Genomic DNA, 21,331 nt, shown 5'->3' on the forward strand with positions numbered 1-21,331 from the left:
TTTATCCTTTTGTACAGGGAGTGAGCGAGGAGAGAAACGCCTGCTGCACGGTATCGACCACCGCATCGCGTTGCTGATTGATAAAGAAATGGTCACCGGGGAAAATATGCACCTGACAAGATGCTGAAGTGTAATCGGCCCAGGCGCAGGCTTGATCGGCGGGAAGATCGGGATCGTCCCGTCCGGCAAGTACATCAATCGGGCAGCCAATCACAGGCGTGTTATAAGGCCGATAATTTTCGATCAAGCGATAGTCACTGCGGATAATAGGCACCAGCAGCGCCGCCAATTCCGGCGATTCCACCAGCGCATTGTTGCGCGGATTCAAACGACGCAGTTCGGCCAGAATATCGCTGTTACTGCTGCGATGAACCGCGCTGTCGCGCGGGTGATAACGGGGCGGTTGCCGGCCAGAGATAAACAGGTGTCGCGGCGGCATGCCCAGCGCTTCCAACTGGACCGCCAACTCATGCGCAATCGCACCACCCATGCTGTGCCCCAGCAATGCGTAGGGCCGGGTCGCAATATCGCGTTGCAACTCGCTCATCAGCGTGGCCAACAAGCGTGACATGTCATCGATAGTCTCTTCGGTGAAACGATCTTCTCGCCCTGGATATTGCACGGCGGCCACGGCGATCTGCGTATCAAACAACGTTGCCCAAGCGCGGAATGCGCTGGCTCCGCCCCCGGCATAGGGCAGACAAACCAGCAGCGGTTGCGACGCCGAGGGCGAAGAAAAAAAACGTAAGAAATGGCGGGTCATTCGGCCTCCTGTTGGCACAGTTGCTGACACAGCGCCACCTCTGGTGGCGTAGCGGGTTCAATCAGCGCGGGGGGACCAAGCAGGGTTGAAATCTGGTGCCAACTGCGCGTGACGCTCAATGCCCAAGCGGATTGGCTCTGAGCCAACGCTGGATTTTTGATACTGGCGATAAAAGCATCCAGCGCCCGATTGATCGCCTGTGGCCATTGGGTATCGAACACCGAGCGAAAGGTGTCAGGCTCACTGCCCGGCAAGGTGCTACTGCTCATCGCCGCCAAACGTTCTGTGCCCGGTCCGTCCAACACCAGACGGTGCGTGGCATCGCGATGGGTGTGCAAACGCGGCTGCCACAGGGCTGGACCGTGCGTATCCGCCAACGTCAGAACGCCGCTCTCCGTAGCTAGCGTCATCCGATGCAGCAGAAACGCATGGTTATCGGCATCCCCCGGATGGATCTGGTTTTGCACGCGCAGCGTTACCGGGACACCGCCGATATCCCCCTGAATCGCAGTGTAGGGGCCGGTGTGAGCAGGCTGCGTCAGCGTCAGCCGACAAGGTTGCAAACGCCCCAGCGCCCGCGCCGCCATATCCAGCCAGGGATACAGCACTTGTGCGCCACATACTCCCTCCAGATAAGCGATCGGTTGTTGCTTGCGCAGCAACGCCGCTGCCTGCAAGAAGTGCATCACTGCGCGTATATGGGGATAAAATGCATTGACGTCATAGCGCACACCATACTGATGCGCGGTACGAAAACAGTGCGCCAGCTCATCAGGATGCAGTGGATGTTCCTGCAAAACGTGGATCCCACGGCGTAGCAGCTCACACGCGATCTCCGCACCACTGCCGCCGGACACCCCTGCGCGCACCACCACGCAGGCCAGCGTCACCGTATCCGGCAGCGCATCCACCGAGTGATAATGCGCGATACCCATCTCGTACGCACAGCGTGCGGAAGTTTCAGAGCCGCGCGACAGGATCCCGACCAGTTCTATGTCAGGGTGTATCGCCAATGCGCGAAGATAAAAACGGCCAAATGCGGTGCCGCACACAACTGCCTTCATTTTGCTTGTCATAGTTTTCCCTCTTTGAGGCGTTCATCAGGCAGGTATTGGCGAATCTGCGTGCCCGGATGCAGACGGACAACGTCGTTAAAAGTTTGAGTCGCCATCAGGACGTCATCCGCGAAATGCACGCCGGGGACAATATCACCGCGCAATAACGCATTCACCGTGCTCACCGTAACGGCGGCGGTCAACGCCGCGCTGCTGTCGGTGGAGATCACCGCGCGGCGGCGCGGTGTGTGGTGGGGGATAAGATCGAATACCAGTCGGTAATACGGCGAGTGCCCCAGCAGATCTAGCTCGCTGGCCTGTTCAACCTGTGCCACTACCTGCGCCAGGCGTTCAGCACTGTTGACCCAACCGCGTAAACCGGTCAGCGTCTCACGCAAGAAGCTGCCGCTAAACACGTTATACCAGCGCAACTCGCGCAATTGATGACGTAAAGCCAGACGCTCAGCATCGCTACTGAGAAACGGAAGCAGCGTTACTTCACCGGGGAAATGCGCCAAATCATGGCGCAATTCTGTCGGTAGCCGGCGTAAATGCGGCTCCCCCTTGACCCAGAAGGCGCTCGCTTCGCCATACCAGTAGCTACTGGCCGCCATCGTACCGTACTGATCGTTGACCGACAGCACCAGATCGCCCGCTGCCGCACCGCGTACGCTTTCACGCCCGCCGCTGTAAACAGTAATGGCATCATCAGGTAGCGCGCCCAGCCAGTCAGGCATCAAATTGGCCAATCCCGGCAACATGCCAGCCGAGAGCACTGCGGTCCAGCCCCGTGCGCTGGTCGGTGTTTGTTGCAGCAAATGCCATACCGGTGCATCGCCGGATACATCGATATAATGTGCACCAGCCCGTGCAGCACTGCGCGCAACCCGATCGAGCACCAGATAGGACGGCCCCGCACAGTTCACCACCAGTGCGCACCCCTGACTAAAGGCATCCAGTTCCTCTTGCTGATAGAGATCGACCATCTGTGCCTGCGCGTTGACCCGCTGTGCCAGCGCTTGCAGAGCCTCGGGCTGCCTGGCTCCAAGGCGTAATGTGTATCCTGCCGCGCCTAGCCAATGGGTAACTTCTCGTCCGATACTGCCTGTCGCCCCCAGAATCGCGATGCAAAACCGCTTCACAGCGCCTCCTCCGGGCGTGTGTGCCGTGCGATACAGTCAGCCAGAGACGCGGCGTGTTGCTGCGTGATGCAACTAAAATGATCGCCCGGTGTGTCCACCACGGTCAGATCGCCAAGACTTAGGCGTTGCCAATAGTCGGTGACATCCTGCGGTGTACCCGGCAACAGTGGATCACTCGCACTGTTACGTATCAGCACAGTTTTTCCCGTCCAGGGTGCAGGCTGATGTTCACCCACGGCTGCCATGCAATGATGGAACAGCGCGTGGCGCTCAGCAAAGGCCTGCACTTCACCTTCGGGAGCAAGGTAGGCACCCTGCTCATCACCGCTGGTTTGCAAGGCGCGCAGTCGCTCACTCAGCGGTTTCATCGCCCATTGGCTCAGCGCGTCGCCGACTGGTTGATAGGCCTCTGGCAAGCGGTCGAATACACCAGCGGGGATGTGGGACGGCGTTTCGCGCAGCACGTGATGAACAACCTCTGCCAGCGCCGATTCCGATGGCAAACGCAACGCTTCCATGCATCCTCCGCATGAACGAGCAAACACATATTCAACCAGACGCGCATCGTCCACGCGCGGCGGCTGCCAGGCACTGATCACCACCAATTGTTGCACACCGACGCCGCGCTCACTGAGCTGACGAGCCATTTCTGCTGCCAGCAATCCCCCCAAACAGTAGCCGATTAGCGTGAAGCGCTCTCCGCGTTGACACAGCGCATCGACATACTGTCCTGCCAGCCGCACCAGCGCCTGCGATGGTGGTAACGCCATAAACGCCGTCGGAGAAGGCAGTTCAATCCCAATCCCGCGGGAATAGACGGATTTATCCAATTCCGGCAACAAGTAACGATAGGGCTGCATATCGCCACTTTCCGCATGTAACAGCACACAGGGGTGTGTCGACACGCCCGCCGTTTCCCATAAGGTCACCAGCGGAACTTGCTCAGGTGACGCCACCGTTTGTGTTTTTTCCACCTGACGCAGCCGTGCAGAAAGGGCTTTCAACGTGGGTTCTTGCAGTAAGTGACGCAGCAAACTGCCCCAGGTCAGAGCGCTGGCCGCAGCGACGCGCTCCCGCAGTCGGCCAATCATGCGTGACAGCAATAGAGAATCGCCGCCACAGGCATAAAAATCTGCGTCCCGTGTGACGATCTCCGTGTCGAGTACCTCGCTCCAGGTGGCGGCAATATCATGTTCCAGCGCGTCACACAGCGCATCGCCTTGCGCCTGCGACACCTCGATTGACGCGTGGCTCATCAGAATTTTCGCTAGCGCCGGCCTATCTATTTTGCCACTCGCATTGCGCGGCAAAGCATCCCAGACATGCAACTGTGTCGGGATCATGTACGCCGGTAAACGCGTTTGCAGGTACGCCCGCAGGCGTGTATCGCACACAGCGGCGCGATCGGTTTTAAACTGAGCGATAAAGACGCACTGTCCCGACGTTGCCAAGGCACTGTGCGCAGCGGGTGAGCAGTCAAGCAGCGTTGCGCCCGCCTGCTGCAATAAATCGAGCCACTGTTCACGAGTAAAGAAGGTCTGATCGGTCTCCGCGCGCAGATCGGTGAACCCGGTCAGTTCGGGGAAAAACTCCATCGACACTAACAGAGGGTAGTTATGACGTCGTACCGGTTCAATGAACACCAAAATGCCACCCGGTGTCAGCAGTTGCGCCAAACCGGCCAGCACGTCGCCCGCATGTCGCGCATTGTGCAGCACGTTGGCGCACAGGATGATGTCCATGCTATTGGCTTGCATCCCCTGCGACGCGGCGGGCAGGTTCATATCAAACAGGCCGTAGTGCATACCATCGTAGTCAGCAAATCGTTTACGCGCTTCCGTCAGGAAAAACGTCGACAAATCGGTAAACCAGTATTCAGTACCATAGGCCGCCAGAGCAGGAACCAACTCACTGGCCGTCCCCGCCACCCCCGCCCCCACTTCCAGCAGGCGCAGTGAGCGATCGCACTGCTTCGCAAATTCGGTTATGGCTGCAATAACAATGGCATTCATGCTGCTGCTCGCCACGTTATCACGGTAGGCGGCCTGCGCCGTCGACAGTTCGCCCTGTGGAAACAGCAGACCGCGCACATCCCGCTCACCGCGCAACAGCCCTGCCAAATCTTCACTGCACGCCCTGATGTAATCCAACGTTAGACTGCCATAGCGAGTACGCTGTTCGAGGCGGTCAACCTGTTGCCAGGCGTCATCAAGCGCCGCTTTATCGCTCGCAATCAGGTCACGGTAATGACCTTGCGCATCACGCGTTAACGCCCTAGCGCCAACCAAGGCATCCAACCAACGACGCAGCAAGCGTTGATGTGTCTGCACCACCTGCGTTGCCTGATATATCTCGTTCAACGAGTGGCGATCCTCTTCCGTACCGAATAACCCATCGGCACGTAAGCGGGCTGCCATCGCCAGCATTGCTACCTGGTCCGCCGCCGCCATCAGTGCCGTGAACGCTGGAGCATCCATATCCCGTTCGAGCCGTTGCGCGCAGTCACGGGCGGCATCTGTCACTGAGGTGACGACGGACTGATGTCCGGCAGCCGTTTCGACCACGCCGTACAACGTCCCCTCTGTCGTCAACAGCGCTACACCATCCGCAACCGCCGGGTGTTGGCGCAGCGTTGCGGTGATCTCGCCTAGTTCCACCCGATGACCGTGGATTTTCACCTGCTGATCATAACGACCAAGAAATTCAATGCGACCATCGGGCCAATAACGCCCGCGGTCGCCGGTAAGGTAGCGGCGTTCACCATTACGCGCGGTAACAAAACGTTGCGCCGTTTTTTCGGCATCCTGCCAGTATCCGTCAGCCAGACTGGCTCCGGCGATGGCAATTTCTCCCGCCACCCAATCGGGGCGGTCATTCATGGCATCGTCCAGAACGTACAGGCGCTGGTTGGCGAGGGGCGCGCCATAAGGGGCATGAACCCAGTGTGCCTCAAGCGTGTTGATCGGGCAGCACACGGACCAAATACCCGCCTCAGTGGCCCCACCCAGAGCGAACAGCTCGGCAGATGCCTGTAACGCCGCTAGCGATTCAGCCAGGCTACGCGGCACCCAATCCCCGGAGACCAGCGCCACGCGCAGCGGTGCCAACGGTTGCCGGACATCGCACAGCATCTGCAACTGTGACGGCACGCTGTTCCACAAGGTGATGTCATGACGCTGGATTTGTTGCACCCAGTGCGCCGGATCGCCCTGCTGCGCAGCGTGGGGATAGACCAGATGCCCTCCGGCGGCAAGCACCCCGAACAGGTCGTAAACAGCGAGATCGAAGGAGAGATTAGCCAGCGCCAGCATCGCATCCTGCGGCCCCACGGCAAAGCGGTGGTTGATGTCGGCCAGCGTATTCCAGACAGCCCGATGAGACACAACGACCCCTTTCGGTGTGCCGGTAGAACCAGAGGTATAAATCAGGTACGCGGGATGCTCCGGTGCCACTGACACCGGCGTGAAGTCGAGCACTGGCGGTTCACACTGCCAGTCAAGCACGTGGATACCTGTGGGAAGCGAGGTGGGCTCGTCGGCAATGGCCCAGGCAATCTCTGCATCTTGCAACATCAGGTCACGACGCGCCTTCGGTTGCTTCAAGTAAAACGGCACATAGCATCCCCCGCACAGCAGCGTTGCAAGCACGGCCAGCGCCTGTCCCCGCCCCTTGTCACAGAAAATGGCAACCCGTTGCGAAGGCTGATGCCCCGCCTGCTGCAACCGTGCAGCCAGCCCAGTGGCCTGTGCCAGCAATTGTTGGTAGCTCAATGCGCCGTGTTCATCAATAACTGCGATGGCCTCGGGACGCCGTTCGGCCTGCGCCATAATCCTCTGATGCAGTAACTGGGCCGGGTAAGTCTTACAGGACGCGTTGGTATACTGACGCGCATGGCACAATGAGGCGGGCAGCGACACCGGGCGAACCTGTTGCATGCAGCCCTCACCTTCTTCAATTAACCGATTGATAAAACTGCAATACAGTTCGAACGCTTGCTCAATCAGAGCCGGAGGAAACAGCGCCTCGCGCGAATCCCACGCCAGCAGGAGCCCTGCTGGCTGTTCCACCACCTGGCAATCGATCAATACCTGCGGCGTCTGCGTCATGCCTTGAACAATGTGGTAGCAGGCCTTTTTCCCATCACGGTTTGCGCGTTGCCCCAACGTGCTGGTAAACACCACGGGCATTAACTGGGCTTCCCCGTGACGACGAGAAAGCGCTCTGAGCAGCTCCAACCCAGAGTAGCTGGCGTGATCCATCGCATCACACAGGCGCTGACTGAGCACACGCAGTTGCTCACTAAACGGAACCGCACCTTGTAAATCAACCTCAAGCAGCACGGTGTCGGTAAAATCACCCACCACGCGCTGGATATCGGGATGCTGTTGGTCGCGCCGAAACACGGGCAAATTCAGCGTGAAATGACGCTGCTGACTGTACAGTGCCAGCACCTGCGCAAACGCCCCGAGCAACAGTACGCTCAACGTCACCTGATATTCTCCAGCCAGTGCGCCAAGTTGCCTGACCTGACTCGCCGACAGCCGTCGATGACGGCGCAGAAACGGCGCATCAGCCGCGGCTTCGGCCAGCGGCAGTTGCGGTGCGTCAGGCGGCGCATCAAGGCGCGCCAGCCAATAGTGTCGATCGTCTCGATAGCATTTTCCTTCACGTGCGGCACGCCGCGCAATAACGCAGTCACGAAAAGTAATGTCCGGCGCAGGGGGAAGCTGTTCCGGGTTGAACAACAGCAGCGCAAGCTCATCGACCAACAGATAGAGGCTGGTCGCATCCAACGCGATCAGTTCAACAGCCAACAGCAACTGCGTCTCACGGGCCAACCGGACCGCATGCGCCGCGAACAGTGGCCAGGTGGCGTAGTCGGCTGGGGTTGACAACAAGGTATCGCGTAGCCGCTCCACGGTGCGCTGCGCCGGTTCAGTGCCAAGATGGCGTAGATCGCTGGTGGGCAACACAAAATCAGGCACCGTTGACAGGACGCGCTGAAAACCTTCTTCTTTCACTACCACCCGTAACATGTCATGGCGCGCAATCAACTGCTGCAATGCCTGCTCCAGCCGCGTGAGCTCCAGCGCCGCCGGAAAACTCACTGCAAGAAAACCGCGACACGCCAGACCGCCGTAAGTGAAAGCGCTGTGACGCCCGATCAGCCACGCCTGCTGAGTTTCCGTCAGGGGGAATGGCGTAAAGCGGCCTTGACGATCGCAGTGAATCGCCTCGTTCTCATTCCTGCTTGCCAGATAGACCAACAGCTCAGGCTTGTGTTCGCGCAGCGCTTCTTTCACCGTTTCACTCAAGGTTCCGGCAGGCGCACGAAAGTGCAGATTATTCCCTTCGCTCCACAACTCGATGCCTTCTAACTCCAGCGTGGCAACAAAATCGGCGATATTCATAGCGATCCCTCCTCCATTCGAGCTCGGTCGGCTAAATGCCTTTCAACGCAGGCACACAGGCCAGATAAGGTTGCGTCAGAGAAAAACTCCTTTATGGTCAGATTGATAGAAAATCGTTCGCACACCTGAGCGACCAGTTTTGTCCCCAGCAACGAGTTACCGCCCGCGCGGAAGAAGGAATCCGTACCCGATGGCAGTGGTCCTTCCACGAGCTGTTGCCACAACGCGGCAACCACATGCTGCAACTCACTGATTTTCTGGGGCTGAGGGGACGCTGAGCGCGGTGACGACATGGCTAACTGACGCCTGTCGATTTTCCCGCTAGGCGTCAGTGGCCAGGTGGTAACAGCCGATATTTCCCCAGGAATCGCATAGCCCGGCAAGGTGATACGCAGTTCGTGGTGCAGCGCGCTCAGAAGCGCGTTGATCTCTTCTTCAGCGGCATCCATCTGGACATAAGCGTGCAGTCCTGCCGTAGCACCGTCGCCCTGCACTACGGCAACCGCGTGACGTACCTGTGGGTGACGCAGTAAGATAAATTCAATTTCACCCAACTCAATTCTGTGACCCTGTAACTTAATCTGATTATCGGTGCGTCCTAAAAACTCCAGCACACCGTCTGGGCGGTAGCGTCCACGATCGCCAGTGCGATACCAGCGCCACGGGTAATCACCGTTGAAGTGCAACGCCGTCAAGCGCGCATCCGCACAATAGCCGCGCGCTACCCCCAACCCACCAATCCACAGTTCGCCGGGTACCCAGTCAGGCGTGTCATTTCCCAATGCGTCCACTACGCGGAAGCGCTGATTCCTCAGTGGGAAACCGTAGGGAACCGTGTGGCACCCTTCCGGTAACGGTGACGACATTGGCCATACCGTGGACCAGATAGCGGCCTCAGTGGCCCCGCCCAACGCAAACGCCTGTGCTGACGGCGCGAGCGTGCGCAGCCGCTCGCCGCTGTCAGGCTCCACCCAATCTCCCGACAACAAGGCAATACGCAGATCGGGCAGCGTCACCTGCCGCGCACAAGCCAAGGTGTGCAGCATATCGAACAGCGACGGCACACTATTCCATACGCTGACACCGTGGGTAGACATCAACGTTAACCATCGGTCCGCATCATGGTGGGGCGAGTCCTCCGCCAACACCAATAATCCCCCTACGCTCAGCGCAGCGAACAGATCAAACACCGACAGGTCGAAATCCAGCGCGGAAACGGCCAGAAATACATCCTGTGCCGAGATATCAAGTTGCTGACACACCGCTTCCAGCGTATTGAGTACATTACGGTGTTCAATCATCACGCCTTTGGGTTCCCCGGTGGTTCCGGAGGTAAACAGCACGTAGGCGAGCGTATCGTCCGGCGGAATGATCGGTGCCTTTAACAGCGCGTTGTCACGCAATGAAGCCAGCAAGTAGGTCGGTATGGCGAACGAAAGTTCGTTGTCGGAGATGACGGCTTTCGCACGCCCCTTACGACAGAGCAGTTCGTGACGCGCGGCGGGATGAGCCTGATTGAGAGGCAAATAGGCCGCCCCGGCGGCGAGAATACCGAGCAGCGCCACCACGCGCTCGCTACCTGACGTCAAGCACAGTGCGACACAATCACCCGAGTGGATGCCGCGGCGTAGCAGTCCGGCCGCAACCGTGAGCGCCTGTTCACGCAGCGCGCCATAGCTCAGGTAGCCGTTCACGCTATCCCACAGCGCCGGACGCTCAGGCCACTGCTGCGCCTGGCTGAAAAAGGCATCATGCAGCGCCCGGTGGCTTGGCATCGGACCACCGGTCGTGTTGGTCTGGAGTCTTATCTGGCACTGCGCAACGGGCAAATCCCTAATCGGCGGAGCAAGCCAGTCGTTGCCTGCCAACGCGCGCAGCGTGTGACAGTACCAGGCAAACATCTGCTCGACCATGTCGGGCAAAAACAGCTCTTCCAGATAATCCCAACTGAGCAATACGCCATCGGCTAAATCAATGGCCTGATGATCAAGCCACACCTGCGGCGTTTGCGAACTGGTGTAGTTCGGCCAGGGCACCGCTTTAGCCAGCGCATCGGCCACACCCAGCATACTGGTGAACACCACCGGTGCGGCCTGTATCTCATTGCCTGTTCGCTGTGCCAGCGCGCGCTGTACCGAAATAGCGGACACTGAGGAGTGGCCAAGATCGCGCCACACTTGTTCCTGCAACCGCTGGGCGTGCCTTAGCCAGCTCTCGGCGTTGTCGGCGTGATACTCTGCCAGCGTCAGCGAGGTAAAATCCCCTACCACGCGGTTGATGTCAGGATGAAGCGGTTGGCGATCGAACTGCGTCAAGGTTATCACCAACGCTTTTTGCCCACTCCACCGACTCAGCGTTTCCGCAAAGCAGGTCAAGAGCAGCACCGAGGGAGTAATTTGCGCCTGACGCGCTCGATCGCTGAGCTGTCGCCACAGTGCGGGCTCGAGTTGCGCCTCCAGTCGACGAAAACGTGGCGTAATGATGGCAGCAGGCACCATACGTGTCGGCAATGCGGGCGCAGGCGGCAACGCATCAAAGCGCTGCTGCCAATAGACGATATCGTCTTCCGCCTGTCCCTGCTGCGCGCGCCAGCACTGATAATCGCGGAATTGTATCGCCAGAGAGGGGAGTTCGGTCTCCGGATTTTGGTAGCATTCGAACCATTCACTAAACAGCGTCAACATGCTTAAACCATCGACAATCAAATTATCGAACAACACCGCAAGTCGTGATTTCCCTGCACCGTAGTCGATCAACGTAATGTCGTAGAGCCTGCCGCTACCGGCAGACAAAATCTGATGCGCCATGCGGTTTCTGAGCAGCGCCAACTGTGCTGACGCATCCGTCAAATGCCGTAAATCGTGGTAACGGAAGTAAAAATACGGAACTTCTTCCATGATGGACTGTTGACCATCCTCGCCGATAACGCAGCGCAGCATGTCGTGCCGTGTGACCAACTGGTTCCAGGCGTGCTCAAGACGCATCAGATCGGCGTGTTGCAGTTCGTATTCGTGGTAGTACTGGGCGGCGATGCCGCCCAGTACTAACCCGTCTCGTCGTCCCAGCCAATAGGCCTCCTGTACGTCATTCAGCGGAAACGGGTGATAACGCTGCGCAGCATCATGGTGTAAACGGATCTGTTGTTCGGGCGTAACGTCCCGCAGCATTGCCGCAAACGCGTGCAGCACCGGCTGACGAAACAGTGACGCCAGCGAGCCGTGAAACCCGTCCTGGGGCAGGCGGCTGATTAGCCGGGTAGCAATCAGACTGTCGCCCCCGAGCGCAAAAAAGTTCGCCTCACGCGTAACCGTGTCCAGATCGAGCAATGCGCCCCACAGTGTTGCCAGCACCTGCTCTGCCCGGCCGACGGGAAGTCCCCCCGCCCGTTCATCACGCAGCCCATTCAGATAGGACTGCACCTCGTCACGAATGGCGGCTCGGTCAATTTTGCCATTGGCCGTCAAGGGCACACGGGCGATGCGTATCAGGTGTTCAGGCACTTCATACTCAGGTAACCACGCCTGTAGCGCCTGTTTGATGCCCGCCATCTCGGTGGCCTCAGGACACACCAGCGCGGCGGCTACCTGTTGCGAAGGGGCATCGAGTACCACGGCAACCGCTTCATCTACCTCCGGCAGTCGCGTTAACGCGCCTTCAATCTCCGCCAGTTCGATGCGATATCCCCGGACCTTGACTTGCCCATCGGTGCGCCCGCAGAAAATCAGCACGCCGTCGTCGCGGTAGTAGGCACGGTCGCCGGTGCAATACCAGGTCGCCCCCTGTCGTACGACAAACTTCTCCGCACTGCGTTGCGCATCACCGATGTAACCATCCGCAAGCCCAGCGCCACTGATCCACAGCTCACCTTTTACCCCATTCGGGCAATCGCGTTCCTGTCCATCTACCACCCGACAGCGCATGTTCGCCAGCGGCTCGCCATACGGTGCCGCAGGCCACCAGTGCTCATCCGGAGTGACGATGTAGCAGGTAGCATGGATTGCCGCCTCCGTCATGCCGCCCAAGGCCGCAAAGCGCGCTTGAGGTGCCAGCGCCCATAACTGATGTGGCAAGGAGTACAAGATACGATCGCCGCCCACCATCACTAGCCGCAGCGACTGCGGCAACCCACAGTCTTGGGCCGCAATGGTCAACATCTCCACTTGTGCGGGCACCGCACTGACCACGCTAACCTGCCAACGAGCCATCAACACCGCCCAGGCGGCCGCATCGCGCCACTGAGGCTCTTCGACCACGGCCAGCGAAGCACCGATGCTGAGGAAGGTGAAAATATCAAAGGCCGATAGATCAAAATCCAGTGCAGAAAGCATAATGGAACGATCGCTGACGCTGAGATCAAAACGCCGGGCGATGGCATCAATGGTATTGGCAACCGCACCATGGCTCACCACCACCCCTTTCGGTACGCCAGTGCTACCGGAGGTAAAAATAACGTAGACCGGTGCATAACCCGGCTGGATGAGAGGTTCTTGCAACGGAGCGCAGGTCAGCGCAGTGCTGAGCGCTACGACAGGAAACGCGGCAGGCCAATCAAGGTGCGTCAGGCTCATATCGTCAGTCAGAACCCAGCGTACCTGAGCCGCCTGGTAAATCTGCTCACGACGCGCCAGCGGTAATGCGATACTGCAAGGGACATAGCAGCCTCCCGCCGCCAGCACCCCTAACACCCCGACAATCTGCGCCGCCCCCTTGCGGTGGGTAATGGCCACCTTGTCGCCTGGCTGTATGCCCTGTTGCACCAGATACGCCGCCACGCTCAGCGCCTGACGCGTCATCTCACCGTAATGCATCACGCCATGATCGCCCCACACCAGCGCCGTCACTTGTGGGGCACGTTGCGCCTGAGCAAAAACGCGCAGGTAAGGCGCTGTGTTATCACCGAAATCCATCGCCGTTTGGTTGATCTGCGCCCTTAGGCGCTGCTGTTCGACGGGAAGCGACAGCGATATCGGCTGGCACCAGTCCGCCTGTACCAGGCTTTCAACCAGATGACAGTATGCGGCAAACAGACTGTCGATAATGCCGGGCGGAAACAGGGCTTCCACCACGTCCCACTCCAGCAGCAGACACCCATGCGATTCGCTGACTTTGGCATCGAGCCACACCTGCGGCGTTTGCGTCAGCGTGTAGTGCACACGGGGAAACGCATCCGACAGCGCCATCGACGCATCCTTTTCCAACCCGAGTACGCTGGTAAATACCACGGGCATCGTAGCCATGCTTTGGCCGTGATAACGGGCCAGTTCGCGTAGCACCTGCACCCCTGAAAACTGCCGATGGCTTAGCCCTTCCCCCACCTGCTGCTGCAACTGCATGGTCGCCTGACAAAAATCTTTACCCTGCGCAGTTTCATAACCGAGCAACAGGATGGAGGCGAAATCCCCCACTACACGGTTGATATCGGGATGCAGTGGCTGGCGATCGAACAGCGTAAAATTCAGCGCCAGCGCAGACTGATTGCTCCAGTACGCCAGCACTTCACCATAGGCCGCCGCCAGCGCCACGCTGGCAGTGATGCCATGCTGCTGCGCCTGCGACATAAAACGCTGCCATGACTCTGCGGGCAACACGTAGCGCCTGCGCTGGAAGCGGGGCTTGGCAATCGTTTCGTGCCTCACCGCCAACGGCAAAGCGGGCGCGGCGGGCAACGTTGCCACTCGCGCCAGCCAGTAGGCTTTCGCCTGCGGCATCAGCGCCGCACCATACTCCGCCTGCCCACATTGATAATCCCGATAGTGGATACGCAATGCGGGCAGTGTCGCCGTCGGATTGCGGTACAATGCATCCCATTCGGTGAACAGGATCATAATGCTACGGCCATCGAACATCATGCTGTCGAGGCTGACTATCAGTCGCTGGCGCGCATCACCCCCTTGCTGATAATCCACCACATGAATCGAAAACAGCGGCCACTCACTCACATCGTAAACCCGGTGCGACAGTGTATCACGCCAGGTCTGCAACGCGCCTTCGACGTCGTCACTGGCGGTATGACGTTCAATGCGATAAGGCCGCGTATCGGGTAGCACCTGCTGCTCCCCGGTGTCGGTCACCACCGCACGCAGCATGGCGTGACGCGAGATCAACTGTTGCCAGGCGGTTTCAAGGCGAACGACATCCAGCCCTTTACCATCAAATTCGATATAAAAATGCGAGCCTACGCCGCCCAGCGTCATCTGTTCGCTGCGGCCAATCCAGAAGGCACGCTGAATGTCACTGAGTGGGAAGGGTTGATAGCGTGCGGCGTCATTGGCGACCAGCACTGGCAGTGAAACGGCAACTTCTGCTTGAACATAATGGCAAAAGTCGCGCAGTTCAGGGGACGTGAATAAGGCATGTAACGGTGCGCTCAGTTGCCGTTCGCGTAACGCCTCAATCAAGCGTGTGGCAATAAGGCTGTCGCCACCCAGAACGAAAAAATTATCCTCACGGCTGACGCTGTCAACGTTCAACAGCGTGGCCCACAGCGCGGCAACCTGCCGTTCGATATCGTTTTCAGGGGCGCTGCGCGCGGTGCGTGCCAGAGTAATCTGCGACGCGGCGAGGCGTTCTACACTCGCCCGGTCTGTCTTGCCATTTTCCGTTACCGGCAGCGCGGGTACAACCACGTAGTGTTCAGGAATGGCATAGCGTGGCAGCAACTGCTGTAACCAGCCTTGCCAGACGCTGGCGCTGTTATTTTCATCTGTCACCAGCGTGGCACAAAGTTGATGGGCCGCCTGTGCTACCACCGTCACGCAAGCGTTGTGAATGGCGGGATGGCGCATCAGGGCCACTTCCACTTCCCCCGGTTCGATACGGTGCCCACGAATCTTTATCTGCTGGTCATTACGTCCGAGACAGTCAATGGTGCCATCGGGCCAATAGCGTGCGCGGTCGCCGCTGCGATACCAACGTCGCCCGACACATTCCACAAATTTTTCTGCGGTGCGCTCCGCATCGTTGCGATACCCCATTGCCAATCCTGAGCCGCTGACCCACAGTTCACCGGCCACCCAGGGCGGGCAATCTCGCCCCAAAGCATCAACAATACGGCAATACATGTTGGGCAAAGGTGTACCGAAAGGCACCGTCGTCCAGCGCGGATCGTCAGCATGCAGCACGAAAAGCGTGGAGTGGATTGCGGCTTCCGTCATGCCCCCTAACCCGACGAAAGGTGCTCCCGCGGTGCGCCGCCACCAGCGCTCTGCCAATGCTACCGGAATACGATCGCCCCCCAGCATAACCAGCCGGGCAGAAGATAATGGTGTGTCTCCGGCAGCCGTGAGGATCATCTCCAACAGCGCAGGCACACAACTGATAATGCTGACATCATAGCGCTGTATCAGCGCCAGCCATTCATGGGCATCCCGGCGTTGGTGTTCGTCAACCACCGCCAGCCGAGCACCGCGGCTCAGACATGAGAAGATATCGTAAGCAGAGAGATCGAAATCAAGCGCCGATAGCGTGATGGTACAATCGCTGGGTGTGACAGTGAAATGCGCATCAACGCCGTCCACCGTATTGGCAACCGCTCGGTGCGAAACCGCGACGCCTTTCGGTTCGCCCGTGGTGCCGGAGGTAAAGATGACATACATCGCCTGCTGCTCATCCACCTCGGCCGTTGCCGCAAGCGGCAACGCCTGCAACCCCTGCACCAGCGGAAACACCGGAATCCCCTGCGGCCATTCAGGCTGATAGGCACTGCGAGAGTCGCAAAGCACCAGCGCTACATTGGCCAGGCGGTATACGGCTTCGCGGCGTGCCAGCGGAATATCAATACCGCAGGGAACGTAGGTTGCACCCGCCGCCAGGGTTCCTAATACCGCCATAACTTGCTCCGGCCCTTTCCCCATACTGATCGCAACGCTGTCACCCGTTTTGATGCCCTGCTCTTGAAGAAAACGTGCGATGCACAAGGCGTTTTGTGCCAATTCGCCATAATGCAGCACACCGTGCTCACCCCACTGCAAGGCGATGGCATCGGGTTCTCGCTCGGCTTGCATGAAGAATCGGTGCAGTAGCGTCGGCGCACTGGCAGGTTCGGCAGTCTCTGGTGGCCAGGGTGCTACCGGCTGTGGCACTGGCAGCGGGCGCTGCCAGCACGTTATATCGTCGAGCAACGCGTGTACCTGTTGCTGAAACTCGTCGAACATGGCATCAATCACACCGGGTGCAAACCTGTCAGTACGCACATCCCAATTCAACATGATGCCGTTCAGGTATTCCGTAGCCTGTGCGTCAATCAACACCTGCGGCCCCTGAGAAACAGACCACACCGGCTCCCCTAACACCGCGCGCACTTGTGGTTCAAAGAGATCGCCCAGTGCCAATGCGCTGGTAAACACCACCGGAGCCAGGCTGGCATTGCTCTGCTGTTGCCGCGACAGATCGCGTAACACATCAACGCCACTCCACGCCGTATGTGCCAGCGCCCGATGAAGTTGGGTTTGCAGTTGACGCGCCTGCTCGATAATGCTCGCGGCACTCCCCGGCTCAACGCTAATCAGCACCGAGCTGGAAAAATCCCCCACCAGCCGATCGGCATCTTCTATCTCTTCATCACGGGAAAAAACCGGCAGGTTCAACAGAAATGGAGCCCCGCCGCTCCATAGGCCAATACACTCACCAAAGATCGTTGCCAGTACTACCGGGACGCTCAGCCCGGATTGGTGACTCATTGTCGTCAATTGCTGCTGCTGCGTAGGGTTCAGCCACAGATAGCGTTCGGTTACCGGTGCAGTTTTCTCTGATGACTGAAGGGGCAAGGTAAGTGATGTTACCAAGCGGGATAACTGCGTTTGCCACCAAGTTCTGTCCTGCTCACGACGGTGTTGATGCTTCTCTTGCCAGCGCTGTTGGTAGTCACGATAGCTTGACCTCAACGGCGGCAACGCATAATCCGGTTGGCGATAGCCTAGCGCCAACTCACGCAGCAAGATACGCAAGCTCGCGGCATCGCCAGCGATCATATCTAAATCGATATGCAGCCGACTGTCTCCTGTTGGCAGCAGCGATAACGCCAACATCAGCGTTTCACCATTGGCGATATCCAACTGCTGATAGGTATAGCGCTGACGCAATGCGGCCAAACGCCCGTGGCATTGCTCCGCAGACAACTCGCGCAAATCATTAATCTGTAGCTGACAAGGACTATCTGGGGCAATGTGCAGACGCGCATCCTCATCAATACGCAACCGCAGCATGTCATGCCGTTGAATCAGGCGGTGCAGCGCGCTCGCCAGCCGTTCTGGATCGAGCGCTTTGCCATCCATTTCAGCATAAAAATGGGCGCTTACGCCCCCAAGTTGTTGCCGCTCGTTACGCCCAATCCAAAAAACGTGCTGCATAGTGGCAAGTTCGAACCCCGGGGTATCGCACGGCTGTGCATCAGCATCGGTCACCGCGCGATACGCTTCGGCAGCAGATATTACCTGACGCCACTCTTTGACGGTCCGTTTATCGATAAAATCCGAGAAAGTGACGGCGATCCCCTCGCGCCGTAACCAGGTCGCGGCACGCATGGTGCGCATCGAGTCCATGCCATGGTGCATCAGATTCCTGTCGTCGTGTAATGCTGCTTCGGGAACATCGAGTATCCTGCTCAATAAAGGGATCAACAGCGCATCCTTTTTGGCCATCTGGTTCACTCTCCTTTTGCTTGCCGAAGTTCAACTCCGGCTTGACTCACTGACAGAGACCTATGATGTTTATTTATTACGGCCAAGATCATGTTTTATAAGCTATGCCAAAAGACATTCATCTATGCGTTGAGCCAAAATAACGGCAACGTTGAGATTTCTGCATTCATAAAACAGGAATACATTGTTAAAATTTGCCACTTTCAACCTCTGTGATATGCTATTCTTCACTTTTTGTTGGATTTTTCCATCACTAAATAAATATTCATACCCGGCCTATAAGCACGCAGGGAAATATAAGCTGGCACATTATTCTTCTTTTATTCACCGTGCGCAGAAGCGCGAGCGGTAGCGGGCGTTCTGCTTTACAGTCATAAAATATAACCAGACGATATTTATTTCGCGTCGAGGGATCCGCTACGGTTGATAGCAGGCAATCCATGGGGAGAAGTGAGATGACAACCCGTAAACCTGCGCCAGAAGCGCCCTGTAACAACAATACGCTTAGTAATGATGTGTTAGCTCGTCGTGTTATTGAGTGGCGTCGTGAGCTCCATCAATTTCCTGAACTGTCTGAGCAGGAGTACCAGACCACCCAACGTATTACCCGCTGGCTGAACCAACTGTCGATCTCCCCCCTCTCCATTACGTTGAAAACCGGCGTGGTCGCCGATATCGGTGCATCCTCGGGGCCGGTGGTTGCGCTGCGCGCAGATATTGATGCGTTACCGATTGTCGAAGACACTGATGTTCCTTTCCGCCCACATCATTCTGGCATGATGCACGCGTGCGGACATGATTTTCATACTGCGGTAATGCTGGGTGCGGCGGGACTGCTGAAAGCCCGTGAAGCACAACTACCGGGCCGCGTGCGCCTGCTGTTTCAACCAGCGGAAGAGGTTTCCGTCGGTGCCCGACAACTGATTCACGCCGGCGCGCTACAGCCGGTCTCCGCCGTGTTTGGCTTACACAACGCACCGGAGTTACCAAGCGGCACGTTTGCCACGCGCTCGGGGGCCTTTTACGCCAACGTCGACAGGTTTTCCATCCGCGTCACGGGGAAAGGTGCACATGCGGCCAAGCCTGAAGAAGGGATCGACAGCATTATCGCCGCCAGCCATATTGTCATCGCCTTGCAAACCCTCCCCAGCCGCCGGATCAGTTCACTGGAATCGCTGGTGGTCAGCGTGACACGCATCGAAGGCGGCAATACCTGGAATGTGTTACCGCAAACCGTCGAACTGGAAGGAACGGTGCGCACCTACAGCACGCAGGTGCGGGAACACAGGTGCCAGACATGATGCGCCAGGTTATCCACGGCACCGCTGCCGCACTGGGCGCGCAGGCCGAGCTGGAGTGGCACCCCGGGCCGCCCTCTGTGAATCAATACGCCGTTTTGGGCTGACTTCAGTAGACAAGTTGCCGCAGAACAGGGCTATCAGGTTGAAACCGCTGAACGGCAGATGGGCGGAGAAGATTTTGCGCTTTATTTGCAACGCTGCCCCGGTACGTTTGTCAGTATCGGTTCTGGCAGCCCCTTTGGCCTGCACCATCCAGGTTTCAACCCTGATGAATCAGCTATCTATCCTGCATCGCGCTATTTTGCGGCACTGGCAGAAGCAGCATTGCATCAGTTGGCGCAAGAGCAACACACGGCAGCAACGAGCAAGGCAACGTCACCAACGGCGTGATGCCGTTTAGCAGATTATTTATCCCTGGCAGGGGTAATCTGCTGTGCCATGCGTTGAGCACGCAGCGCCAATTCCGTCACGGTGAACACCCATTGCTGCGTCATGGCGTTTTCGGTACGGTTTAGGCAATCCTGTACAAATTCGCGGAAAAAACGCCGCTCAACGTTGCCCGCTGTCGCGATGCGCTGCTCGCCATCCTTATTCACCAGATAGAGAATGTTACTTTCGCCACGGGTGATATCGACATATTTACGCAGTTCAATATACCCTTCGGTGCCCAAAATGGTAAGACGCCCATCGCCCCAGGAGCTGAGCCCGTCAGGCGTAAACCAGTCGCAGCGAAAATAGCCTGTGGCACCGTTTTCACCGCGCAGCATGGCATCGCCAAAAACCTCGAACTCAGGCGCGTGTGGGTGTTGATAATTGGCCACCTGGCTGGCAATCACGCTCGCTGCCGTATTGCCAGTAAAATAGAGGAACTGCTCGATTTGATGAATACCAATATCGCATAAAATGCCGCCGTAACGCTGGCGCTGGTAAAACCAGTCAGGACGTGCACCGCGCTCACGATGCGGCCCACGCCGATGGTCTGGAGAACCCGCCCTATCGCCCCTTGCCGCACCAATTCTCCCGCGTATAACACACTGTCCACCACCACATGCTCATTAAAATAAACGGCATATTTGCGCCCGGTCTGTGCCACAGTGGCTTTTACCGCATTCAACTGCGCCAACGTGGTCAGCGGCGGTTTGTCGGTAAAATAGTCTTTGCCTGCCGCCATGACGCGCAGACCCAGATCGGCGCGTTCATCAGGCACCGCCGCGCTAGCGACCAGTTGGATCGCTGGGTTTGTCAGAATGGCGTCAACGCTGCTCGCCATCGCCACATCAGGAAAACGCGCAGCAAAACGTTCGCGCATAATCGGATCAGGATCGTACACTGCAACCAGCTCCGCGCCTGCACCAATCAGATGGCTGCACATATCATAGATATGGGTGTGCTCTAACTGCACTGCGGCAAAACGCAGTTTCTCGACGCTCATATTACCTCCGGTATGATGTGCGGGGACTTCGGGAAGACAGCGTGCGTAAAAGCCTTTACACTGTACGTTCCTCATCAGCTGTGATCTGGCTCGCATTTTGGTCAGACGCCGTGTAACCCATGCCCGTTCCGAGCACGGTAATGCGTGCTGCATTATTCAATGAAATAGCCTGCTTATGACCAAAAAATGTCTGCTGATCGCCATCGTGTTGTTACTGCTTTATCTCAACCGTGATGCCCTGAACCCATTTAAACCCGATTGCACGGCGATACCCGCTGGTGCGCCAAAGCCCGATGCCTGCCAGGTAAAAGAAGTCGCGCCGGGATTTGAGATCTGACGCATCTTACACCGGGATTTTCCTCGGGTAAGCTCATTTAGTTAGTAAGCACAGTGCGGATCACGGCTGCGGCTTGTTGTGGCGGCAGTGCGAGAATGTGGCGATATAACTGTAATGTAATATCACAGACCCTGTACACGATTCTGTGTAAATGCCTTTTCTCAGTAGTGACCGTCCAGACGATCACCGAACTCGATAATAAAGCGGCTCATAGCCATACGCCAGTCCCTCAGCGGCATCGTCCATTTTTGT

6 protein-coding genes and 2 pseudogenes are annotated in these 21,331 nt (G+C 57.9%); 2 read left to right on the forward strand and 6 right to left on the reverse strand.

Features of this window, described 5'->3' with window-relative positions; genetic code table 11:
- Position 1: 1 nt before the first annotated feature.
- The 5 genes from ACTBDZ_RS02325 to ACTBDZ_RS02345 are packed head-to-tail and all read right to left on the reverse strand — an operon-like array spanning position 2 to position 18,009.
- A complete protein-coding gene (locus ACTBDZ_RS02325) occupies positions 2-763 on the reverse strand; it encodes a thioesterase II family protein (RefSeq protein WP_438814082.1) in 762 nt (253 codons plus the stop codon).
- Positions 760-1,839: a Gfo/Idh/MocA family oxidoreductase gene (locus ACTBDZ_RS02330; RefSeq protein ID WP_438814083.1), complete on the reverse strand. Its 1,080-nt coding sequence runs from the start codon at positions 1,837-1,839 to the stop codon at positions 760-762. Before ACTBDZ_RS02330 ends, ACTBDZ_RS02325 begins: the two co-directional genes overlap by 4 nt.
- Entirely contained in the window at positions 1,836-2,960 is a 1,125-nt protein-coding gene (locus tag ACTBDZ_RS02335; RefSeq protein ID WP_438814084.1) for a saccharopine dehydrogenase NADP-binding domain-containing protein, read from the reverse strand. Before ACTBDZ_RS02335 ends, ACTBDZ_RS02330 begins: the two co-directional genes overlap by 4 nt.
- Complete coding sequence (locus ACTBDZ_RS02340) at positions 2,957-8,371, reverse strand: amino acid adenylation domain-containing protein (protein WP_438814085.1); 5,415 nt, start codon at positions 8,369-8,371, stop codon at positions 2,957-2,959. The genes ACTBDZ_RS02335 and ACTBDZ_RS02340 overlap by 4 nt, the downstream gene beginning before the upstream one ends.
- A complete protein-coding gene (locus ACTBDZ_RS02345) occupies positions 8,368-18,009 on the reverse strand; it encodes an amino acid adenylation domain-containing protein (protein ID WP_438814086.1) in 9,642 nt (3,213 codons plus the stop codon). The genes ACTBDZ_RS02340 and ACTBDZ_RS02345 overlap by 4 nt, the downstream gene beginning before the upstream one ends.
- A gap of 455 nt (positions 18,010-18,464) precedes the next feature.
- Here ACTBDZ_RS02345 and ACTBDZ_RS02350 point away from each other — a divergent pair.
- Positions 18,465-19,700, forward strand: a pseudogene (locus tag ACTBDZ_RS02350) (amidohydrolase).
- A gap of 14 nt (positions 19,701-19,714) precedes the next feature.
- Here the strand turns inward: ACTBDZ_RS02350 and ACTBDZ_RS02355 are convergent.
- Positions 19,715-20,742: pseudogene (locus ACTBDZ_RS02355) on the reverse strand (Gfo/Idh/MocA family protein).
- Positions 20,743-20,917: 175 nt separating this feature from the next.
- On the opposite strand from ACTBDZ_RS02355, the gene ACTBDZ_RS02360 reads away from it, so the two are divergent.
- Positions 20,918-21,079, forward strand: a complete 162-nt coding sequence (locus tag ACTBDZ_RS02360) for a hypothetical protein (RefSeq protein WP_438814087.1) — start codon at positions 20,918-20,920, stop codon at positions 21,077-21,079.
- Positions 21,080-21,331: the final 252 nt, after the last annotated feature.

This window comes from Symbiopectobacterium sp., from assembly GCF_051710365.1.
In the GTDB taxonomy this organism is placed as follows: Bacteria; Pseudomonadota; Gammaproteobacteria; order Enterobacterales; family Enterobacteriaceae; genus Symbiopectobacterium.

What these genes read in the sequence shown, in the direction of transcription:
- ACTBDZ_RS02345 (WP_438814086.1), bottom strand. Translation starts at nt 18,009, where the DNA reads ATGGCCAAAAAGGATGCGCTGTTGATCCCTTTATTGAGCAGGATACTC.
- ACTBDZ_RS02330 (WP_438814083.1), bottom strand. Translation starts at nt 1,839, where the DNA reads ATGACAAGCAAAATGAAGGCAGTTGTGTGCGGCACCGCATTTGGCCGT.
- ACTBDZ_RS02340 (WP_438814085.1), bottom strand. Translation starts at nt 8,371, where the DNA reads ATGAATATCGCCGATTTTGTTGCCACGCTGGAGTTAGAAGGCATCGAG.
- ACTBDZ_RS02360 (WP_438814087.1), top strand. Translation starts at nt 20,918, where the DNA reads ATGACCAAAAAATGTCTGCTGATCGCCATCGTGTTGTTACTGCTTTAT.
- ACTBDZ_RS02325 (WP_438814082.1), bottom strand. Translation starts at nt 763, where the DNA reads ATGACCCGCCATTTCTTACGTTTTTTTTCTTCGCCCTCGGCGTCGCAA.